The organism is Microbulbifer maximicatervae (SeqCode) (assembly GCF_052467225.1).
Window position 1 is genome coordinate 2,798,672 of sequence record NZ_CP174303.1, and the last position, 18,905, is coordinate 2,817,576.

Here is an 18,905-nt window from a genome sequence, read left to right on the forward strand (position 1 = left end):
GGAAGGTCAGATTTGAATTGGTACTTGTAAGTATTTACCGGCTTAAATTATAGCTCGGGCTTTTTGCCGTTTAGTCAGGAGTGGCTAATTCAGAAATCCAACCTCAGGTAAGTTAGCTTCCGAGTAAGAAAAATTTTTCACCAATGTCTTTTAGCTATACCTCCATGCGAACAGAGATTTCTCTCAATATAGGCGATAGTTTTGAGCTTTGAATTTTCGCAAAGTCCTCTACCTAGCCTTGCAAAGCCTATATCGTCACCTAAGTCTCCACTATAGTATCTGTTTCATCTACTAAGCTCTATACCCCTTTAAAAGAGCATGGTTTTTCATACTTCATTTCGATGGCTTTTTGCTCGCGATATTGGCCGAGTAATGAGATACCTATTCCGGACATAATAATGATACCCCCAATGATTTGAGCGAAGTTGGGAACCTCTTGCAGGATAAGAAAGGCGAAGAAAGTACCGGCTACGGGAGTAATGGCTGTGGCGATAGAGATATCAGCAGAGCTCGCCCCTCCTTGGAGTCCTTTAAACCAGGTGATCTGCCCAAAGACAATAATGATTGCCCCGTATACAAGCATCCACACCCAGAGGAAAGGAGAGAAAAGGTCGTCAAAGTGGTGGGGGCCAAATACAGAGAGGACAATGACCGAAAAGAGTATCGCTCCCGCAAGCATGCGGAAAGTTGAAAAGACGCCAATAGGGACGCGATCAAGCAGTTTCCGGCTCGCCTGAACGGCAATGACTCCTAAGAGTGTTGCTACAGCGGTTAAAATTTCTCCAGCTTTGGGAAGGTCTTGAAGAAATTGGTTCATGGCTGGATTTCCAAGGTTCAGCATTTTCATGCTCATTGGATCTTCCATCGGGGATTGGTGTAGGACAAAAATTGCAATAACACCAACCGTTACCACAAGGGCTCCCACTATTGCGAACCCAGTAGGCCTTTCCCTGAACATCAGATAAGCGAACAAAAGCCCCAAGGGAGCATCTAGAGTTGCAATTAAAACGACATTGGTCACTTCTGTGAGCATCAGAGCAATAAAGAAGAAGGCGGGGGCAAGAACTCCAGACATCAAAATAAGCACGAACATGTAAAACCAGTCTTTGAATGGATATTGCTTTAAGATGCTGAGACGCCAATCTTTCCTATAGATTATTAAAAGAGTGATACCCGCCAAGAGATTTCCAGCGAACAAAAGGTTGCAAAAAGAGATTGGGTTGTTTCCATTAATGGGGTGGCTGGCACCTAACTCCCCGATTTTTGCAACGACTGAGTTGGAGGCAGCAAAAATAAGAATCGAAATCCACAGCCAAAATCTGGTACTTTTTACGGCGTGTTGATTTTCCATCTAGTATCCCTTGAGCGCCATGGTGGGCTGTAATGAGTTTACCTCACCCAAAGCAAAGTACGCCTTTACTATCTGGCCGTTGAGGAGAGGTGATTCTGATCTGGTTTAGTTTAGACCAAATCCAATAGTTGTCTGGAAAAGAGAATTTTATTGTATATAAGGATATTGGGGTTTTTATCTAGAATGGGGATGTTGTTAGGTATTATCTTTGTTTAGCAACTTACTGGATAGGGTGTGTCTATGCAGTTCATCCAGAGTATATGGAAGTAAGATCTTTACCTACTTTACTAACATTGAAGTTCTATAAGTTCACCATATGGTGAACTAGATTTCGCATTTTCTGCTTTATTGGCATGTTACTATTAGGTATAAATATAGTGATGATACCTCAGCGCAATGTATCTTTTCGTAGGCAGCCATTCCATTTTTACTTGATCCTGTGAATGCCTAGTTTACTTGCGATTAGATTGTCTAAACTGAATTTTCCAGGACCTGTAATTATTAGCCATATGAATAAAATAATATATAAAACTTGAGGTAAATAGAGAAACCAGCTCATCCAATCTAATGGTCCAATATCTTTAGGGATGACACTTTCTATTTCAACGGTAATAATGGCAACAATCATCACAATAGACAGGACGACGGCGACAAGTGTTGACAGTAGGCCTACCATTAAAAGTAACCCTCCGAAGAACTCCACAGAAGCTAAAAAAAATGCCATAAATTCATGAAATGGAACTCCTATTTCATTCATTAAGTTAATAAGATCTGCATGCCTCTCAGGGATAAATAGCTTGTTGTATCCTGATACCGAAAAAAACAATCCCAGTGATACTCGCGTAATTAAAATAGGCAACCACTCCCATCCGGGATTGCCGACAAGTATTTTTTTAATTAGAGGAGAGGATTTTGTAAGCATCTTTACGCTCCAGTAGGTTGTTTTTTGCGCCTGACCTTGGATGGCCTCTATTTTTCATATAGTTACATATTGTTTATGTTTCTGTGTTGTTTATGAGCAAGATCTAATTGAATAGCTGAATCAGTCATTGTTACTGTACTTTTGTAAATTCTGGAGGGGTTGAGGTTTCACCGATAACAGTCGGTATAGTAGACATCCCTTTATTAACAAGCAAAGATAATGAAAGCGATGCTTTGCATGACAGTAATTCATTCCTCATCCCAAATGAACCATTTGGGTTCGTGCTCGTGCTGAATTACCACGAGCTAGCGAGATATTTAAAACAAAAGATACGATATCCAGATAACTAAAACATATTAGTTTACTTACACACCAGGGCAAGCGAATTGATACTTGACCATAGTAATTACGCCAATTAGATAGTCCTCGGCCATTTGGTTAGCTTACTAACCATACTTGGTAGGAGCGTAAGATTACTTTATATATCTGGCCAATATCTACTGATCATTGTCAGTTAAGGGAGCTTATAAGGACTCAAAATTGTTTTATAGAATGTTGGATATTAATGGAGGAACTGAATAGTATTCATTATTAATTGATTTACTTGTTGAGTATTGAAAAAATCCTGGGCTTGAAAGTGGGGTCTATTGGTGACAAGCCGGCTACCGTTACATGCTTTTGAGTTTCTTTCTAGATATCTTATAGCGACATATGACGATAATATCACCCAAAATTTGTATTTATACCAAATCATTAAGTGCTTTTTCATTCTATCCGTAGTGGCATCTATATCATAAGAGCTTAAGTCCAAAGTAATGAGATATGTGTATCTTTTGATAGGGTATACCTAGAAGATTTTCTTGTTCGGAACAGAAGCTATCAACCTGTAAAAAGTTATAATCTGCAAGCCCGGCTGTAGAGCCTGGTATTCATTTGTTATCAAGCTTTTCTGAAGTAGGGTATTATCATGTTGTTAAAGGTGAGTGGGGCGGAAAGGAATCTGTACATGAGGAAAGCTAGCGGTTTTTCTGGAGGTTCTTGACAGGAAGGCAGTTCAACTTGCTGGATTTTTCATGTGTTAGATGTACATGACTTCGCTATCGTCTCACAGTTGTGATGACAGAATAGCCATAGTTATCACAGCGTTGGCAAACAAGGATTGAGGTAATATTTAAGTTGGAAGATAGAATTATTGGATCTCTCGTAGGGTTAGCTTGCGGAGATGCTGTAGGTACTACGCTGGAGTTTGAGGTACGAGGTACGTTCGAGCCAATTAAAGATATGGTTGGAGGCGGCCCTTTTAGGCTACAACGTGGAGAATGGACAGATGACACATCTATGGCTCTTTGCCTTGCTCATAGCCTCTTAAGCAAACTCGACTTTGATCCAGAAGACCAAATGAATCGCTACTGTAATTGGTATCAATACGGGTATATGAGTAGTAACGGACGATGTTTTGATATCGGAATTACCGTATCCAAGTCCTTAGAGCAATACCTTCAAACTAGAGACCCATTTTCTGGAAGTATAGATATACGGTCATCTGGAAATGGATCGCTAATGAGGTTGGCACCAATACCTATTTTCTTCAGTAAAAGCGAAGAGCTTTGTATCAAATATGCTGGAGAAAGCTCAAGGACAACACATGGGTCTTATCTTTGCATAAGCTCTTGCCGGATGCTTTCACTATTGATTTATCGAGCTTTTAGAGCGGGAAGTAAAGATGAAGTTTTTGATGGGTTAGATCCAGCTGATTATTGCGAGGAACTTCGATCACTAACCAACAAGGATTTCTCTACACTTGGCTATAAAGAGATAAATGGCAGTGGATATGTGATAGAGAGTTTGATTGCGGCTGCTTGGTGCTTTTATCATGGAAATAGTTTTCGCGAGTGTATCCTTTTGGCTGCAAATCTTGGTAATGATGCGGATACAACTGCGGCTATTTGCGGGCAGATGGCGGGTGCTTTTTATGGGTACTCCAACATTCCAGTTAATTGGCGAGAGGAGATTGTAATGTCAGCTGAGATAAGACAGCTGGCGATCGACTTATATCGTGCAGGTAGGACCATCTAACCAGGATATAAATCTCGTTTTAGCCACTTGTGTGGCTTTCAGCGGGTCTGCGAGTTACTGTACGTTATGCTGATGATGGTGGAGTGAGTACAGTAAATACAGTTATATGCTGATAGCTAAAAGTGCAGTGGCGCTCCCTTAGAGTTTGGCCCTCTATTCGGCTTGATGCTTTGGATAATCGACTACCCGCTTTTCATTCCGTGTAGCTCCTTCCTTTGCGGGAGGAGTGAGAATTGAGGGCATGAATGCCTATCTTGACTTGATTGCCATTCGCTTTTAGGAAGAGAAACCTAGTTGTTTATCACTGAAACTCTGCATATGAGCATTCATTCTTTGAAGAATGCCTTGGGAGCTGGTTCTTGTGGACTGAATAAACTGGAGGTGCGGAGGTGGACAGTTTGGTGGCCTTTAGAATTATAGGGAACCGTGATATATAGTCGCTACTTGAGAGTGAACTGTTATATTTTAGAAGTAGATTAAGGAGTATTAATGTGGATGGAAATATCTATGAACAGCCCACATCTGAGCTTGAACGAAACCTAGTATTTTGTAGGGACTGCGGTTCCCAGATTTCAAGAACGGCACCCTCTTGCCCAAGTTGTGGTGCGGCTCAGCAGGTAGGCGGCAAAGGAAAAGTGGCTGCAGGGTTGCTGGCTATATTCTTAGGTGGCTTTGGTATTCATCGATTCTATCTAGGGCAGTGGTGGGGATTGTTCTATCTTCTATTCTGCTGGACGGGAATTCCAGGACTAATCTCCTTTATCGAAGGAATTGTGTTCTTATGCACTTCTGACGAGAAGTGGTTAGATAAATATGGGCATAAAAATGGAGGCTCTGCATTAGTTTTAGTGCTTATACTCTTCTTTGTAGTAATACCTGTAATTGGAATCTTAGCTGCGGTTTCAATTCCTGCATATCAAGACTATGTTGAGCGCGCTCAGCAACAACAATTAGAATCTCGTTAGCTTTATAATAACTTAATGACGATCTCTCTTAGTGGAGTCGTCATTAAGGCTCAGTGGAGTTACATAAATAGACTTAGATCTTGGAATTCAAATGTTTTCACGACCTTAAATTCCTATAGGGTTCAACACTTTGGCTTACTCTGTGAGCGGCTCAGTAAAATACAGTTAAGAATAGTATTACATTAAGCATATGGCAGTAAATGTGAAGATCACAACTAGAGATGAACTTGTTGATTTTGTAAATCAAGGCAATAGGGTGAAGTATATCTTTTTCTGGGGGCACCAGGAAAAAGGAAGTCAAGTATCAAAGAGCTGTTTTAGTCAGTGGTATGAGTCAAAGTTCGTAGAAGATGCAAATAGATTTATCACTGCAGAGCATTACATGATGTACCATAAGGCGAAGTTATTTGGTGACGACAGCGCGTGCAAGAAAGTTCTCCTTGCTGGCACTCCTGGAGAGGCTAAGGCAATTGGTCGCGGGGTACTTGGATTCCAGCAAGAAATATGGAATGAGAAACGATTTGAGATTGTGGTAAATGCTAATCTTGCCAAGTTTTCTCAAAATTCTGAGCTAAAGCAATTTTGCTTAATACTGAAAACAGAGTATTAGTCGAGGCTAGTCCAGTAGATAGAATATGGGGGATTGGTCTGGCCCAAGAGAATTCTGCGTCAGAAAATCCTAAAGATTTGAAAGGCCTTAATCTTTTAGGGTTCGCACTTATGGAAGTGAGAGCCAGGCTAACAGGCATCTAAAATAGCTTGTAGGTGTAGAATAGGGGAAGGTGGGTGCCGAGCTGTCAGTACGAGGTAACTCCTCGGATCACACAAATGCATAGTGCCAAAATTAATTTAGTACTCTAGTTTCTAATTCTTCGCTCAGAGCGGGATATCCAAGTCGTGAACCTCTAAAGCCAAATCACCATAAGAAGTTCACGATAACCAACCCAAGTAGCTTTAGATCCGTGGCAGCCACATTCCCATCGTAGCAGCAAAAATACCAATGGCCATAAACACGGTCAGCGGTACTAATGTACTGACAAACGCAATCTGGGTACCCTGTGCGGCTCCACGCTTTTGACAGTGAAAATACCATTCCAGCATGGCCAGTGGGAGCAGGTATTGGCCGAAGCCCAGTGCATATAGGAAAGGCCCGGTAAAGGATTCCCAGTCAATCCCCCAGCCGCCGGTTAGCATTGCCCAGCCCATCAAGGCTACACGGAAAAACCACACTGCACTTGCTGCCATAAAAAGGCGCAAAGCCCAGCGGCGGTGCTCAGTAATGCGTCTGGCCATCGCAGTCTGCACTGCCAGAAAGGCAAATAACAGAATCAGTATGCCGTCCATTGTAATGCTGATCTGCGACACCAGGTTGCCAAAGGTGTGCCGCGTCCAGGTCATGTAGAGCCCCGCAATACTGGCTATGACAGCGGTCAGCAGATAGCTGCGTCCCAGCCAGCGGTGGAAGTTAGGGGCATGGCGCCGCACCGAGGGGATTAGCTGAAGTGGACCACCGCCGATGACAATCGCGGCCAATAGCACGTGGCTCACCGAAGCCAGGTTGCCTAAGATATCTCCCTCGCGGAAGCCTGCCGGCAGGTGTAGCCCTTTCAAGCCGTGCACTCCTGATTCGGCAATGGGAGGGTAGAAGACGGCCAGGATATAGGCAAAGAAGATCGCATGGCCGATAGCCGCGATGCAGAACCAGGTTTTTACCGACAGGTTAACTGCCCGCCGGGTATCGAATGGTCGCGGTAGTGTTTGGCTGAGTACAGCGTCGTTCATGGGGTTCTCCAGGCGATTATGGTCCGTATTGGGTCTGAATGTGCTTGCCGGACATGTTCTGCTTTTTCAGACCTACGCACATCGGCCGCAGGCAGGAATCGAACTCCCCCAAAAGGTGGAGAGTTTGCCGCATCCGTCTCCCCCGAAAGTCCCATGACAGCTGGCTGTCCCTGGTTTAGCATGCGGAAATGAAATCTTCGTCCCTAAGTACGCCTGCGCCGAATCCGCCCAATGCCAGCACGGAACTGCCCAAGCTCCCTATGTGGCGGCCCTTACATGGGCCGTTTGAGCGATGGCCGCACCTGACCGACTTGTTTATTGCGTTGCTTATGTTCTTGCTGACGCTTTTGATGTGGTCGCGCAACGGCTCCCCCGAAGTGCTATCCATGCAGAGCCTGTGGGATGTTGTTGCTTTCCAGTGTGCATTCGTTGGCTCCTTCGCTCTGTTGTGGCGTCGTACCCACCCTTGGCAGGTACAGGCCGTTATTCTTTGCGCAACAATATTGCTGGAGCTGGGTTTGCCGGCAGATGGCATCGTGGCTATGGCGATTTCGCTGTATAGCCTCGGTCGTTACGAGGCCAATACCCGGGCCAGCTTTTTTTGGGTTATCGCGACGCTGGTTTTTGTGGCGCTTGACCAGGGAATTCCGGTTCAGCCAACTGCAGCAGGCACAGTAACGGTGATGCTGGTATGGGCGCTGTGGTATATCGGCCGCCGGTTGCGCTTTCGCGGCGAATATCTGCGCTTGTTGGAAGAGAGGGCCAAATATTTGGAGCGCGAGCGCAATGCCGAATCCGAGCGCGCGGTTGTGGCCGAGCGCACTCGAATCGCCCGTGAAATGCATGATGTGGTGGCGCACCAAGTGAGTCTTATGACTGTGCAGGCCGGTGCCGCCAGGGCTATCAGCCGCAATAACCCGCAAGCTGCCAATGAGGCTATGGCTTCTGTAGAGGCGGCTGGCCGTCAGGCCATGGCAGAAATGCGTCATTTACTCGGTGTACTGCGACCGACTAATAACGACACTGCGCTCACTCCGCAACCAGAACTCGGCGATTTGCCAGATCTGATTGAAAAGGTCCGACAGGTGATAACCCAGGTTGACTATGAGGCCAACGGTGCACTGGAGAAAGTGCCAACCAGCGTCGCGCTCGCCGCCTATCGCATCGTTCAGGAATCCCTCACCAATGTCATCAAGCACGTCGGTGCCGCAGCGCGAGTGCAAGTGAGTGTGCGCGCAGATCACGGCACTCTCACAATTCGAGTGCGCGATGATGGAAATACTCACGGCGAGCGGCCCATGAGGGAAATAGCTATTGATGGGCAGCCAGGCGGTGGGCACGGCATCGCGGGAATGCGCGAGCGCGCGGAACTGCTCGGTGGCTATCTGTATGCGGGTGTAGTCGATGGTGGCGGTTTTGAGGTATATGCACAACTACCTACAGGAATGGTGAAAACATAATGTTGCGAGTGATGGTAGTGGACGACCAGGCTTTGGTGCGACGCGGTTTTGCCCTGATTCTGGATAACCAGCCCGATATCGAGGTGGTCGCCGAGGCCGGTACCGGTGTCGAGGCAATTGAAGCCGCGCGAGTGTACCAGCCGGATATCATCCTAATGGATATCCGTATGCCGGAGATGGACGGGCTGGAATCCACAGCGCGCATCCTGGAAGCTAGTGATGCAACTTGCCGTGTCATTATTTTGACCACGTTCGATCCTGATGAATATGTGTTTCGTGCGCTGCGGGCTGGCGCCAGTGGCTTTGTGCTCAAGGATATTCCCCCAGAGGCGCTGGTACAGGCAGTGCGTACCGTAGCAGAGGGCGGTGCCATGCTTGCACCGGGCATCACCCAACGCTTGATCAGCCAGTTCGCACAGAAACTGGGAACTGGGCGCAACCTGGCAAAACGTCTGGAGCGCCTGACCACCCGGGAGCGTGAAGTACTGGAGGCCATAGCCGCAGGCAAGAGTAATGCAGAGATTGCCGAGACCCTATTTATTGGTCCTGCTACCGTGAAAACCCACGTTTCCAGTTTGCTGTCAAAATTGGAGGTGCGCGATCGTGCGCAGGCAGTCGTATTCGCCTACGAATGTGGCCTAGCCACAGTGGGGGAGCGTGATGTCGGCTTCTAGATCAAAGCCCGCTTTGCAACGCAATGCACTTTATCGCCTTGCCGCCTGTGGCACTGTGGTTCTGGGGCTGTTTCTCTTCCTTGGAGCCCAGGGCCACTTTGTTGCCATCTGGCCGTTGGTAACCAGCGATGGTATCGGTTTATTCCGTCGTTTGTTGTTGATGTTACCCGGTGTGATGCTCGCCGGCACGGCGGTGTTGAACCTCCTGCTTTGTAAGCCACTCTGGCAAGAACGTCGCTATGCCCTCAACGTTACTCTCGCGGTAAATTTGCTTACTACGAGCTATTTGTTCTACCTAATGATACGTGGGGTTCCCAATCACCCTATTGGTATATTTCTCGCATTGGAGATGTCTTTTGTATTATTGCTCCTAGTAACAAGAACTGGACTGGTATGGCCTATGTCAGCAGAACCGCCGGTTGAGATGGACATTTAGTAGCACAAACGCCCGGCGAGTTTTGCTAACATTCAACACCATAAACCTCAAGGTGTCTTATTCAAAAACAACTCCATCGGTTAAAGTGGTTTTGGTGGAGCATCGCTTTGTTAGATCCATTCCAAATAGACTTGAAGCGAACCCTTCCGATAACTTCATGGCTTTTTTCACCGCAGCTCATTAGATAGCTTTCCGAGTAAATTCTCCAGAAACAACGTATGGCTTCTTTTCAGTTCCAGCTCTGCGACTGAGAGATTTGTTACAATTTGTAGGTAAACTAGCTCTTTGGGGCGGAGTAGGTGGGCGCGGAAATAGATGATATGAAAGGGGCAGCGGATAAAGTGCTTAATCACCCGAGGGAGGAGAGTGGAAGCAGTATTGGTGGCTATACTTTATTATGTATAGCAGCTATTTCAATAGCTCGTTAACCTAAACTAGAATCTCTAAAAAATATAGAAAAAGGAAAGGGTAGAATTATAGCGGGTCTTGTCCAATGTTTGACTTGAACATCCGTATCAGTTACAGCGGGCTTTTAATTCTCAGAACTTTTTGTGTAATTCGACTAATGAGCTATGAAACTAGATAAAAGCGTGATATATAAGTTTCTGATGGATTAACTGTTATACATCGGAGTGTATTTGAGTATCAAGCGAATAAATCTACTTTCTTGTGCTGCTTTTATTTTAGCTGGTTGTAGTACCGGGCCATACTTAAAACCGAGTGCTCCAATAGGATGGCACAGCACCGAAAACCCGGCATGTTATGGGGCTGAAAAAGTACTAGAGTTCAGTCTTCCTGATTACGATTGGCTGATATTTAGAGTCTTGGCCAAACAACCTACAAAGCGCCACCCAGAAGGTACAAAGTTAATTGCCTATGTAAGGCCTGTCTTGTATAGACATCCTGAGCCAAATGGCACTTGGTCATTATTTCCCTCAGAGCAAGAAAAGAAGACTAAAGAGAGCTTAATCGCCGAACGCAAATCCCAACATATCGAGATCTCATTCTCAAGTGCTGTAGCTACTATCATTTTTCTTGATGGTAGTGAATCCCAAGTTGAGCTGCCATTTTTTCAACAGCCATACCAAATACCATCTGATGAGTCTTATGGGTTCTGGGGACCTGAGGTAGTAATATCTCCTGAAAATCTGGAGTATTTTACGGTAAAACTGCCGCCTCTATTTGTAAATGGTGAAGAAGTTACAATCCCGCCAATCGAATTTAAAGTCAGCGAAAGTACATATGTTCCAGTGCTAAATTGTTAAAGAATAGCGCTTGATAAGTAAAAGTAGAAAATTCTCTACACTGCTACCTTGAGGGTAAATAGATATGAGTAATGAGCTTCCAATTTAAAATATTAGTGTTAATTATATTCTTCCTGTTTGGGGGAATTATGGTGTATGTCGAATCCTGAACTATGATAAGGGATGGATTGAATCTATTGAGCAACTAGAGCACTACAAAGACTAAAGTCTGTTACAGTACTATGTCTTCCAAGTATAAAAGCAGCTGGCTACATACACTAATGAATTCCAGCCCAAAAACTACCGTTTGTACCATGCTGGGTACACATTGTTTCGCCTGGATAAAGGCTTGATATTAAGATTTTGAAGGAGTTCAGAGGTTGTTAAATGGAAAAATTCAACGAAACAACTTTTGTTCTTATTAATCAATTTGCAGGAAAAAGTGCAATTTTAGATGCTGTTTTAATAGCTGCAGCAGAGGTCATGCCTTATATTTTTATGCTCGTGATGCTCTATCTATGGTTTGATCCAAGTATAGAAAGAAAAAGGTCCAGCCTGAATTGCGGGTTGTCTGTGTTACTCGGTATGTTAATGAGCTATATTATTTCTATTTTTTATTATCATTCTCGTCCATTTGTGAATAATCTCGGTACGCAATTAGTAGAACATGCGCCGGACTCTTCATTTCCTTCAGACCATACTACGTTTATTTTTTCGATAGCTATAGTGCTTCTATTTAACAAATCAACCAGGTTAATCGGTGCTGTTTTGTGCCTGTTAAGCGTTGTTAGTGGCTTATCCAGAGTTTTTGTTGGTGTTCACTATCCTTTAGATATACTAGGTGCCATTTTGGTAGCAATTTTCTCATCAGTTGTCGTATTTAAAATACAATATAAAACTCAATTCCTTTTAAGTTTTTTGATTAAAAAGTTACCTGGGAAGAGAGTCGGTTAGAACTAAAAGTAGTTGATGCTTCTCTTGCATTTATAATATTTACTTTCTATTTTATATACCATACATTGGGTTAGGGGGCTGTCATTTATAGTGAAGAAATAGAAGTGGAGTTTTCATTGTTCCTCTCGATTAATGGTATGCTGAACTGGATTGATGGAAGCGATGAGATCGTGCGAACCTCAGGTAGGAAATCATAAGGGTTTGTGTTTCTGAAGCTTGGTTAACAGTCGGTTGATATGGATTCCTCCATTTTTTTGGTTTTTAATCCCAGCCGCTTTCCAAGTTAGTACGGCTGAGTGGTACACATAACTTGTTCTTACTTAATTTTAACATCCATAGGGGAGGTCTGCTTTAGCTCCTTAAGAAAGATATGTATCTTACTTGTTTACTCTCAAAGTAAAGAGTGGGCATGTGTAAAAATTGGAGAGGAATAGTTTTTTTGTTGGTAAACATAGGTGCCAACTTAATACGATTCCTTTATCTATCGCTCTTTTTTCTGTAGGGACGAGAAGCTTTAGAATTATAGGTAGGCATGGTATATAGATACTGCTTTTTAGTTAATAGTTGTAAGAGGATCGCATGAATAAGGAATTTCTAGACCACATAATTTCGTATATATATTTCCCGTCTTTAGGGGCGTTGCTGTTAGCTACGCTTTTTGCTCCGATAGGACTGAATGGATTGTCAAAATTCTCTAAATTCGCCCGTTTTTCGGTTGGTGTTTATTTAAGTATCACAATTGCCGCTTGTTCTGCTTTGCTCGCATTTTCATATGGAGGTTGCTTCGAGAACTGTTCTGAGGGCGTAGACGATGAGATTGGTATTTTTATTGCTAGTATAATCAATTTTATAGGTGCAGTATTTGTATTTCGCTTCCTTTCAAAGAACTGGCCTAATAAGCAAAAGCAAGGTGCTGCATAAATGTACTCTGGCTTAAGACATTAGCTGTATAAGGTAAGCTATCGCTGCGTTACTACTTGTGTTTGTGATTCATGTCGCTATTGAACTCATGTATGGTAAATGCTTGCCGTGTTTCTTTTTCAAGTTGTAAGTGGTTTTATAATCCAGCGCTATACTCGCTTCCGGCATATTCGTGCCTATATAGCTGAGATTGGCGTTATTCGGCACAAATTATTCATCTCTTTCGCGAGAATCAACCAATGAGAAACTTAGCCATATTAGTATTTCAAACACTTGACGGAGTAATGCAAGCACCGAGTTTGCCTGAGGAAGATTTTTCAGGTGGCTTTAGTCATGGAGGCTGGGCCAAGGATTATTGGGGTGAAGTTATGGAGCAAGTCGGAAGGGAGGCCATGGCGGAACCTTATGATCTGCTATTAGGACGTAATACGTACAATTTATTTGCTACAAGTTTTTCAAATGCCAAACCTGGAAATCCAACTGCAGACAAACTTAATCAAGCAAAAAAGTATGTCGTAACATCAGGTAATGATGATCTTACATGGAATAATTCATTCAAGCTAAAGGGGGCAGATGCGGTCGTCGAGATAACCAAAATTAAGAAAATGAATGGGCCTTTACTACAAGTTCATGGAAGTTGGCAGTTGGTGCAGTCACTTCTAAAGCATAACTTGGTAGATGAGCTTAGGCTTTGGACGTTTCCAGTAGTTGTTGGAGAAGGGAAGCGACTGTTCGAAAGCGGTGAAATTTCATCAAAATACAAACTCATCAATTTTACGAAGTGCCCCTCAGGGGCTTTTATGCATTTTTACAAATCACTGGATGGCAGGGCTATTTAAAGAGCGTTGTTAAATAGAAAGCTCACTCATGCGACTATCCTTGCTGAGATTGTTGTTGAAATAAAAGCAATATTTTCGAATTTACTGCGAATTTATCAAAATGATTAGGTTATATAACCGTAACGATCTGCCTACTATATTGGACATTTGGTTGCAAGCTTCTATTCAAGCTCATGATTTCATGCCTTCAGATTTCTGGGAGTCACAGTTAAGTGATATGAGAGATGTTTACATTCCTTCATCAGAGACATATGTCTATGAGGTGGAAAGTAAAGCAGTAGGCTTTTACTCACTTAGTGGGGATACGCTTGCAGCTATATTTGTTTCTCCCTCTCTACAGGGAAGAGGAATAGGCAAACAGCTCCTTAACCATGCAAAATCGAAAAGAGATAGGCTGATACTTTCTGTTTACAAAGAGAACGCTTCTAGCTATCAGTTTTACTTGTCTCAAGAATTTAAAGTAGTAAAAGAACAAAGAGATGAGCATACTGGTCACCCAGAATACTTAATGAGTACTAAAATATAAAAAGGAGTTCAAGTCGGCTTAACTTCTGTCGTTTAGCGCGACGTTATGCATAAAGCGAGAATAAAATATCCCAAATATGAAACCTGAAGAGAAGAATTGTATAGAGAAAAGAGTTAGGAATAGGATCATCGAGGTTCTAGAACTTTTCTCAGATGAATTTAGATTTGATGTTGCAATTGCCAACCTTGAATTCTGGGGTGATTGGTTTGATGCTAATTCAATAACTCAATTTGATAAAGAGGGATTTGTGAGAGAAGAAATTGAATCTTGATTAGTTGTAAATAAATTCTGGGAGAGAGTTCAGCCAGATTCTAAACCGTCCTCTCAAGAGTGGTGTGATCTGCTATTTGAGTCAAAGTATGCTTTAAATATATTTCTCAAGCGTGGTAAATTTTATGAGTAATCTTTTTAGTTTATTGTTGCTAACGTCAGTCATACAGCTTACTTAAGGTTAAAGTAATAATACATAAAATATATACTAGCTTTATTCGCTTTGGCAATTTCACTTGATGCCTATTCTACGAGTTGTTGGACATCATTCCATGACAAGGCGGTTTCACGTGAAAGAGGTACTTCTGAAATAGAGTTTGTTGTTGATAGAAGCAGAATAATTTTTATAGGTAGCGCTGAGAGTATTGGAAAAGAAGTAGTCGCTGAGGGTAGTGGTAAGGGCGGACATGTTTCAGAAGTAGTCACTTTGTTCGATGTTGAAGAGTCAATAAAGGGAAAAATCACAGGTAAGAAGCTAGTTACTTCTGGTAATATTTGCTCTTGCAAATATGATTTTGAGGCTGGAGTGAGCTATTTAATCTTTTCTACTGATAGAAAGGGGATCCTGTACCTGGACAGTTGTGTCTAGCAATACTTAGTCTCTAGCCTGGTCTCGACTACATCCTTATATATGACATCTGTTCACAGATGCCTCGTGTTAGCTATTATTTGGTCTCATTTGGTACATTCGCAGATATCTTCACTTTGGACCAGCAGGGAATTGTGCGGCGTGGTTGTATACTATTACTTGATTTCTATTCACTTTCTGCTCTATGACAGATACATTTGTGCCGACTCTTCAGCTTTTACTAGTTCGCTGCTTTGTACCAAAGTATTCGATACCGGATGCTGCTCCAGCATACAATTGATCTTGCTTTGACAGGCAAGCTTGGTACGTATGCAATAGGTGTACCTGGAAGATAGTAAGCGGAGAATAGGGAGGTCCCATTTCGAAATCGCTACTAAGGCGTTTTTGATGGTCGTGATCCGGGCGATTTTATTGTGTGCGATTGGGCAGGCATATTTTGTAATTGTTGATAATCGTGCTATATAAACTCTGCTTTTGAATTTACTATTAGGCGCTCAATCAATTTATGCATGAACTTAAGCAATTAGCAAAGCAGATACTAAAGGAGAGTAAGAACTTACCTTTTTCAGTATATTCCTCATATAGAGAACAAAATATTTTCAGTGTTCCTATTGTTAATCCGACCTTGATATGTGTGCTTGATGGATGCAAAGAGCTGGGTGGTGACAGGCAAAAGAGTTGCTCAACAGGGGAGTTTATATTTTTAGCTAATAGCCCTAAAATTGATATGCGAAATATCCCGGGTGATTCAGAATACTTCGCATTGCTTATTGAGTTTGAATACAATGATTTCGATAGATTAACGCCTGCAAGAAACAAAGAAGAAAAATATTTTACGGGAGATATAGATTCTACTTTAGAGTTAGCCCTTCATCAGTTTATGGAATGGAGTTCTTCCGTTCCTTTTGATCTATGGCATATTCGAAGACAGGAAATATTACAAACATTATTCTATTTGGGGTACCAGGAAGTAGCTTCTGTTTTTGAATCGACAAGTGTAAGCCAAAAATTATATAAAATTATCAGTGAAAATCCAGCTGCGGACTTAAGAGTGGATATGTTGGCTTCAAAATTGTCAATGAGTGAGTCAACATTAAGAAGGAAGTTAAATAGCGAAGGCACGAGCATTAAAGTCATTATAGATGACATCAGGCTTGGCTTGGGGTTGCACTTACTTCAAACGACTTTTGAGCCAGTAGGCCGTATATCAGAAAGATGTGGCTATAAATCCCAGTCTAGATTTTCAGATAAGTTTAAAAGATCTTTTGGTATAACACCTATAGAGCTGAGAAAAACACGAGTGAACGTTTGAGGCGAAAGTTTGCCTGTTTTTGATATATTACTCTGAACATAATGCTCCTATGATAAGTAATCATTTTTAATATATTTGGAGTAAATATGTTTGGCCTAATTAGTAAAATTAAATGTGCCGTCTTTACAGTGCTTATATCCGGCGTAGCCTCTGCAGAATCATTTTTGCTCTCGAGTAATGATATAGATACTGGAAAGTATATGAGTAAAGAACAAGAATTCCAGGGGTTCGGTTGCACTGGTAATAATACTTCACCACAATTATCTTGGGCAAATGCTCCGAAGGGGACAGAAGCTTTTGCTGTTTTTGTATATGATCCTGATGCACCAACAGGCAGTGGTTGGTGGCATTGGCAAATTGTAAATATTCCCAAAAATATTAGTTCACTGGAAGCTGGCGCAGGAAATTCAGAGCAAAATCGCACTCCTCAGGGTAGTGTACAAATAGTAAATGATTATGGAGTAAGAGGTTTTGGTGGTGCTTGCCCACCAAAAGGGCATGGTGCGCATCGGTATCAGTTTACGGTTTTTGCGCTATCAAAGAAACTAGATTTACCAAGCGATGCATCAGGGGCACTAACTGGCTATATGGTTAAGGCTAACTCAATGGGGGAAAGTACTATTGAAGCTTTATACATACGGGAGTGACTCTCCAGCAAGCAAATTCAGATGAGGATTTGGCGGATCTGATCTGTGCGAGAGCGAAATAATCGAAGCTCGTTGTTACTTGTTATCGCATAAAGTTAAACCTCTTTAGAAAAAGCTGTACTAGGCCTCCTTTGGTGAGGCTGTTCCCTCAATACTTCTTTTATACATGCAGTAAGATTCTATCCGTTTGATGACGGTGGTGAAGCGTGGATGCCTATCTTTAATTGGCATCCATCCACCAATAGTACTTTGATTGACAGATTGATTCCAAATCTTAGATTCCGTAAGTTCGGGTCTCTTAGCTCAGCATATTTTTTTACTGATATGCGATCTATGGGTACAGAATCTTTGAAAGACAAGCTTGGAAAGCGGCTTTTGGAAACGGAGTAGCTGGGTTTACTGGTGTGGATTAGAGGGGGGACTAAAACGCCTCAAAAATATGGGTAAAAGCTGTTTCGTTGATTACGCTACGATATGAATTGTATTAGTTCAGACCAAATCTGACACATCCTCTTGAAAAAGAGGGGTTTACCGGTTTTGATGAAGGTGCCTAAACCTAAAAGCAAAACCAAGGATAAACCCCATGATCCATACTAATGATCGCATCATCAAACACAAGACCGGATTGCTAAATCTGGCAGAAGAACTCGGCAATATCTCCAAAGCTTGCAAGATGCTGGGTGTGTCGAGAGACACTTTCTATCGCTATAAGGAAGCCGTTTCAAGTGGCGGTGTGGACGCCCTTCTTGAGAAGAACCGGCGTGTGCCCAACCACAAGAACCGTGTTGACACAGTCATTGAAGAGGCAGTGTTAACTTATGCCCTCCAAGAGCCTGCCCATGGGCAGGTTCGAGTTTCCAATGAACTGCGTAAACGCGGTGTATTTGTGTCCCCTAGTGGCGTTCGGAGTATCTGGTTACGGCATGACCTGGCTAACTTCAAAATGCGATTAAAGGCACTTGAGGCCAAGGTCGCTGAGGAGGGACTGATCCTCACAGAGTCACAGGTTCAGGCTTTGGAGAGAAAACGGCATGATGATGAAGCCTGCGGTGAAATTGATACTCAACACCCAGGTTATCTGGGCTCGCAGGATACCTTCTATGTAGGAACCTTTAAGGGCGTCGGACGTGTTTACCAACAAACCTATGTCGATACCTATGCAAAGGTGGCTCATTGCAAGCTGTACACCACCAAAACGCCAATCACTGCGGCGGACCTCCTGAATGACCGTGTACTACCGTTTTATGCCTTACATGATCTACCAGTGCTGCGTATCCTAACTGATCGCGGTACGGAGTATTGTGGCAAATTGGAACAGCACGACTACCAGTTATATCTAAGTGTGAACGAAATAGAACACACTAAGACAAAAGCCAGACATCCACAAACTAATGGAATCTGTGAGCGCTTCCATAAGACCATTTTACAAGAGTTCTACCAACCCTCATTACGCCGCAAGATCTATGGATCAATAGAAGAGTTACAAACGGATCTGGACGAGTGGCTCACATATTACAATAATGAGAGAACTCATCAGGGTAAGAAGTGTTGCGGTCGAACACCGTTAGCAACTCTTGAAGATGGAAAAAGCATCTGGAAGGAAAAGCTCGTAAACTGAATTTGACCTGACAGAGCATCTCCTGAGAAACCGGTAACTGTCAGATCAAGTCTGAACTACTACATATGAATATCAAAATTCAATAGACGCTGCTCTACATCTTACTTTGATTGTTAGTGCCACCTAACGGTAGCTTCTTTATCATTTGTCTCTTTTTTTCCGATCAGGCTGATGGGCACCTCTATAAATTCAGAGATAAATTTACGAATTATTGGACTGCTATTTTATGGTTGATTTTTAGTTGTAAAACTGAGTTTATTGAATAAATATTGATGGTTAGTGTGTTTTATAGTAATTCTAAGTAAAATTCATACCCATT

19 protein-coding genes are annotated in these 18,905 nt (G+C 42.8%); 16 read left to right on the forward strand and 3 right to left on the reverse strand.

Translation table 11 applies throughout. The annotated features are described in order from the left end of the window. Nucleotides 1-298 precede the first annotated feature (298 nt). Together ACJJIZ_RS12315 and ACJJIZ_RS12320 are read right to left on the reverse strand one after the other, a co-directional pair. The gene (locus ACJJIZ_RS12315; protein ID WP_444905479.1) at nt 299-1,351 is read right to left on the reverse strand and encodes a DMT family transporter; all 1,053 of its coding nucleotides are present in this window, start codon (nt 1,349-1,351) and stop codon (nt 299-301) included. Nucleotides 1,352-1,778: 427 nt separating this feature from the next. After that, entirely contained in the window at nt 1,779-2,273 is a 495-nt protein-coding gene (locus tag ACJJIZ_RS12320) for a DoxX family protein (RefSeq protein ID WP_444913584.1), read from the reverse strand. Between the two features lie 1,176 nt (nt 2,274-3,449). Here ACJJIZ_RS12320 and ACJJIZ_RS12325 point away from each other — a divergent pair. The 3 genes from ACJJIZ_RS12325 (at nt 3,450) to ybiA (ending at nt 5,924) form a co-directional block, all read left to right on the forward strand. Beyond that, nucleotides 3,450-4,349, forward strand: a complete 900-nt coding sequence (locus tag ACJJIZ_RS12325; protein ID WP_444913585.1) for an ADP-ribosylglycohydrolase family protein — start codon at nt 3,450-3,452, stop codon at nt 4,347-4,349. A gap of 491 nt (nt 4,350-4,840) precedes the next feature. Continuing rightward, nucleotides 4,841-5,314 (forward strand): NINE protein, encoded by a 474-nt coding sequence (locus ACJJIZ_RS12330; protein WP_444897059.1) that lies wholly within the window; start codon nt 4,841-4,843, stop codon nt 5,312-5,314. A gap of 202 nt (nt 5,315-5,516) precedes the next feature. Beyond that, on the forward strand, nt 5,517-5,924 hold the full coding sequence (gene ybiA, locus ACJJIZ_RS12335; protein ID WP_444913586.1) for a riboflavin biosynthesis intermediates N-glycosidase: 408 nt from the start codon (nt 5,517-5,519) through the stop codon (nt 5,922-5,924). Between the two features lie 344 nt (nt 5,925-6,268). Here ybiA and ACJJIZ_RS12340 read toward each other — a convergent pair whose 3' ends face one another. After that, on the reverse strand, nt 6,269-7,096 hold the full coding sequence (locus ACJJIZ_RS12340) for a DUF2306 domain-containing protein (protein ID WP_444913587.1): 828 nt from the start codon (nt 7,094-7,096) through the stop codon (nt 6,269-6,271). Between the two features lie 188 nt (nt 7,097-7,284). On the opposite strand from ACJJIZ_RS12340, the gene ACJJIZ_RS12345 reads away from it, so the two are divergent. The 13 genes from ACJJIZ_RS12345 to ACJJIZ_RS12405 all read left to right on the forward strand — a co-directional run bounded on the left by ACJJIZ_RS12345 (nt 7,285) and on the right by ACJJIZ_RS12405 (nt 18,586). Next, complete coding sequence (locus tag ACJJIZ_RS12345; RefSeq protein WP_444913588.1) at nt 7,285-8,556, forward strand: sensor histidine kinase; 1,272 nt, start codon at nt 7,285-7,287, stop codon at nt 8,554-8,556. After that, nucleotides 8,556-9,230 (forward strand): response regulator, encoded by a 675-nt coding sequence (locus ACJJIZ_RS12350; RefSeq protein ID WP_444897063.1) that lies wholly within the window; start codon nt 8,556-8,558, stop codon nt 9,228-9,230. Before ACJJIZ_RS12345 ends, ACJJIZ_RS12350 begins: the two co-directional genes overlap by 1 nt. Beyond that, entirely contained in the window at nt 9,217-9,666 is a 450-nt protein-coding gene (locus ACJJIZ_RS12355) for a hypothetical protein (RefSeq protein ID WP_444913589.1), read from the forward strand. Before ACJJIZ_RS12350 ends, ACJJIZ_RS12355 begins: the two co-directional genes overlap by 14 nt. 638 nt (nt 9,667-10,304) lie before the next feature. After that, nucleotides 10,305-10,931: a hypothetical protein gene (locus ACJJIZ_RS12360; RefSeq protein ID WP_444913590.1), complete on the forward strand. Its 627-nt coding sequence runs from the start codon at nt 10,305-10,307 to the stop codon at nt 10,929-10,931. A gap of 366 nt (nt 10,932-11,297) precedes the next feature. Continuing rightward, nucleotides 11,298-11,864, forward strand: coding sequence for an undecaprenyl-diphosphatase (locus ACJJIZ_RS12365; protein ID WP_444913591.1), 567 nt, complete (start codon nt 11,298-11,300; stop codon nt 11,862-11,864). A 579-nt stretch (nt 11,865-12,443) separates the two neighbouring features. Continuing rightward, nucleotides 12,444-12,785: a hypothetical protein gene (locus ACJJIZ_RS12370; protein WP_444913592.1), complete on the forward strand. Its 342-nt coding sequence runs from the start codon at nt 12,444-12,446 to the stop codon at nt 12,783-12,785. A gap of 239 nt (nt 12,786-13,024) precedes the next feature. Then, complete coding sequence (locus ACJJIZ_RS12375; RefSeq protein WP_444913593.1) at nt 13,025-13,624, forward strand: dihydrofolate reductase family protein; 600 nt, start codon at nt 13,025-13,027, stop codon at nt 13,622-13,624. Between the two features lie 100 nt (nt 13,625-13,724). After that, a complete protein-coding gene (locus tag ACJJIZ_RS12380) occupies nt 13,725-14,150 on the forward strand; it encodes an N-acetyltransferase (RefSeq protein WP_444912896.1) in 426 nt (141 codons plus the stop codon). A 76-nt stretch (nt 14,151-14,226) separates the two neighbouring features. Further along, entirely contained in the window at nt 14,227-14,421 is a 195-nt protein-coding gene (locus ACJJIZ_RS12385) for a hypothetical protein (protein WP_444913594.1), read from the forward strand. 222 nt (nt 14,422-14,643) lie between these two features. Further along, a complete protein-coding gene (locus ACJJIZ_RS12390) occupies nt 14,644-15,009 on the forward strand; it encodes a hypothetical protein (protein WP_444913595.1) in 366 nt (121 codons plus the stop codon). Between the two features lie 505 nt (nt 15,010-15,514). Further along, nucleotides 15,515-16,321, forward strand: coding sequence for a helix-turn-helix transcriptional regulator (locus tag ACJJIZ_RS12395; RefSeq protein WP_444913596.1), 807 nt, complete (start codon nt 15,515-15,517; stop codon nt 16,319-16,321). A gap of 86 nt (nt 16,322-16,407) precedes the next feature. After that, nucleotides 16,408-16,968, forward strand: a complete 561-nt coding sequence (locus tag ACJJIZ_RS12400) for a YbhB/YbcL family Raf kinase inhibitor-like protein (RefSeq protein WP_444913597.1) — start codon at nt 16,408-16,410, stop codon at nt 16,966-16,968. Nucleotides 16,969-17,551: 583 nt separating this feature from the next. Then, entirely contained in the window at nt 17,552-18,586 is a 1,035-nt protein-coding gene (locus tag ACJJIZ_RS12405; protein ID WP_444913598.1) for an IS481 family transposase, read from the forward strand. The last annotated feature ends 319 nt before the right edge of the window (nt 18,587-18,905 follow it).

Excerpts from the sequence above, each read along its gene's own strand:
- ACJJIZ_RS12315 (WP_444905479.1), bottom strand. The coding sequence starts at position 1,351 with ATGGAAAATCAACACGCCGTAAAAAGTACCAGATTTTGGCTGTGGATT.
- ACJJIZ_RS12320 (WP_444913584.1), bottom strand. The coding sequence starts at position 2,273 with ATGCTTACAAAATCCTCTCCTCTAATTAAAAAAATACTTGTCGGCAAT.
- ACJJIZ_RS12340 (WP_444913587.1), bottom strand. The coding sequence starts at position 7,096 with ATGAACGACGCTGTACTCAGCCAAACACTACCGCGACCATTCGATACC.
- ACJJIZ_RS12345 (WP_444913588.1), top strand. The coding sequence starts at position 7,285 with ATGAAATCTTCGTCCCTAAGTACGCCTGCGCCGAATCCGCCCAATGCC.
- ACJJIZ_RS12350 (WP_444897063.1), top strand. The coding sequence starts at position 8,556 with ATGTTGCGAGTGATGGTAGTGGACGACCAGGCTTTGGTGCGACGCGGT.
- ACJJIZ_RS12355 (WP_444913589.1), top strand. The coding sequence starts at position 9,217 with ATGTCGGCTTCTAGATCAAAGCCCGCTTTGCAACGCAATGCACTTTAT.
- ACJJIZ_RS12365 (WP_444913591.1), top strand. The coding sequence starts at position 11,298 with ATGGAAAAATTCAACGAAACAACTTTTGTTCTTATTAATCAATTTGCA.
- ACJJIZ_RS12370 (WP_444913592.1), top strand. The coding sequence starts at position 12,444 with ATGAATAAGGAATTTCTAGACCACATAATTTCGTATATATATTTCCCG.
- ACJJIZ_RS12375 (WP_444913593.1), top strand. The coding sequence starts at position 13,025 with ATGAGAAACTTAGCCATATTAGTATTTCAAACACTTGACGGAGTAATG.
- ACJJIZ_RS12380 (WP_444912896.1), top strand. The coding sequence starts at position 13,725 with ATGATTAGGTTATATAACCGTAACGATCTGCCTACTATATTGGACATT.
- ACJJIZ_RS12385 (WP_444913594.1), top strand. The coding sequence starts at position 14,227 with ATGAAACCTGAAGAGAAGAATTGTATAGAGAAAAGAGTTAGGAATAGG.
- ACJJIZ_RS12395 (WP_444913596.1), top strand. The coding sequence starts at position 15,515 with ATGCATGAACTTAAGCAATTAGCAAAGCAGATACTAAAGGAGAGTAAG.
- ACJJIZ_RS12400 (WP_444913597.1), top strand. The coding sequence starts at position 16,408 with ATGTTTGGCCTAATTAGTAAAATTAAATGTGCCGTCTTTACAGTGCTT.
- ACJJIZ_RS12405 (WP_444913598.1), top strand. The coding sequence starts at position 17,552 with ATGATCCATACTAATGATCGCATCATCAAACACAAGACCGGATTGCTA.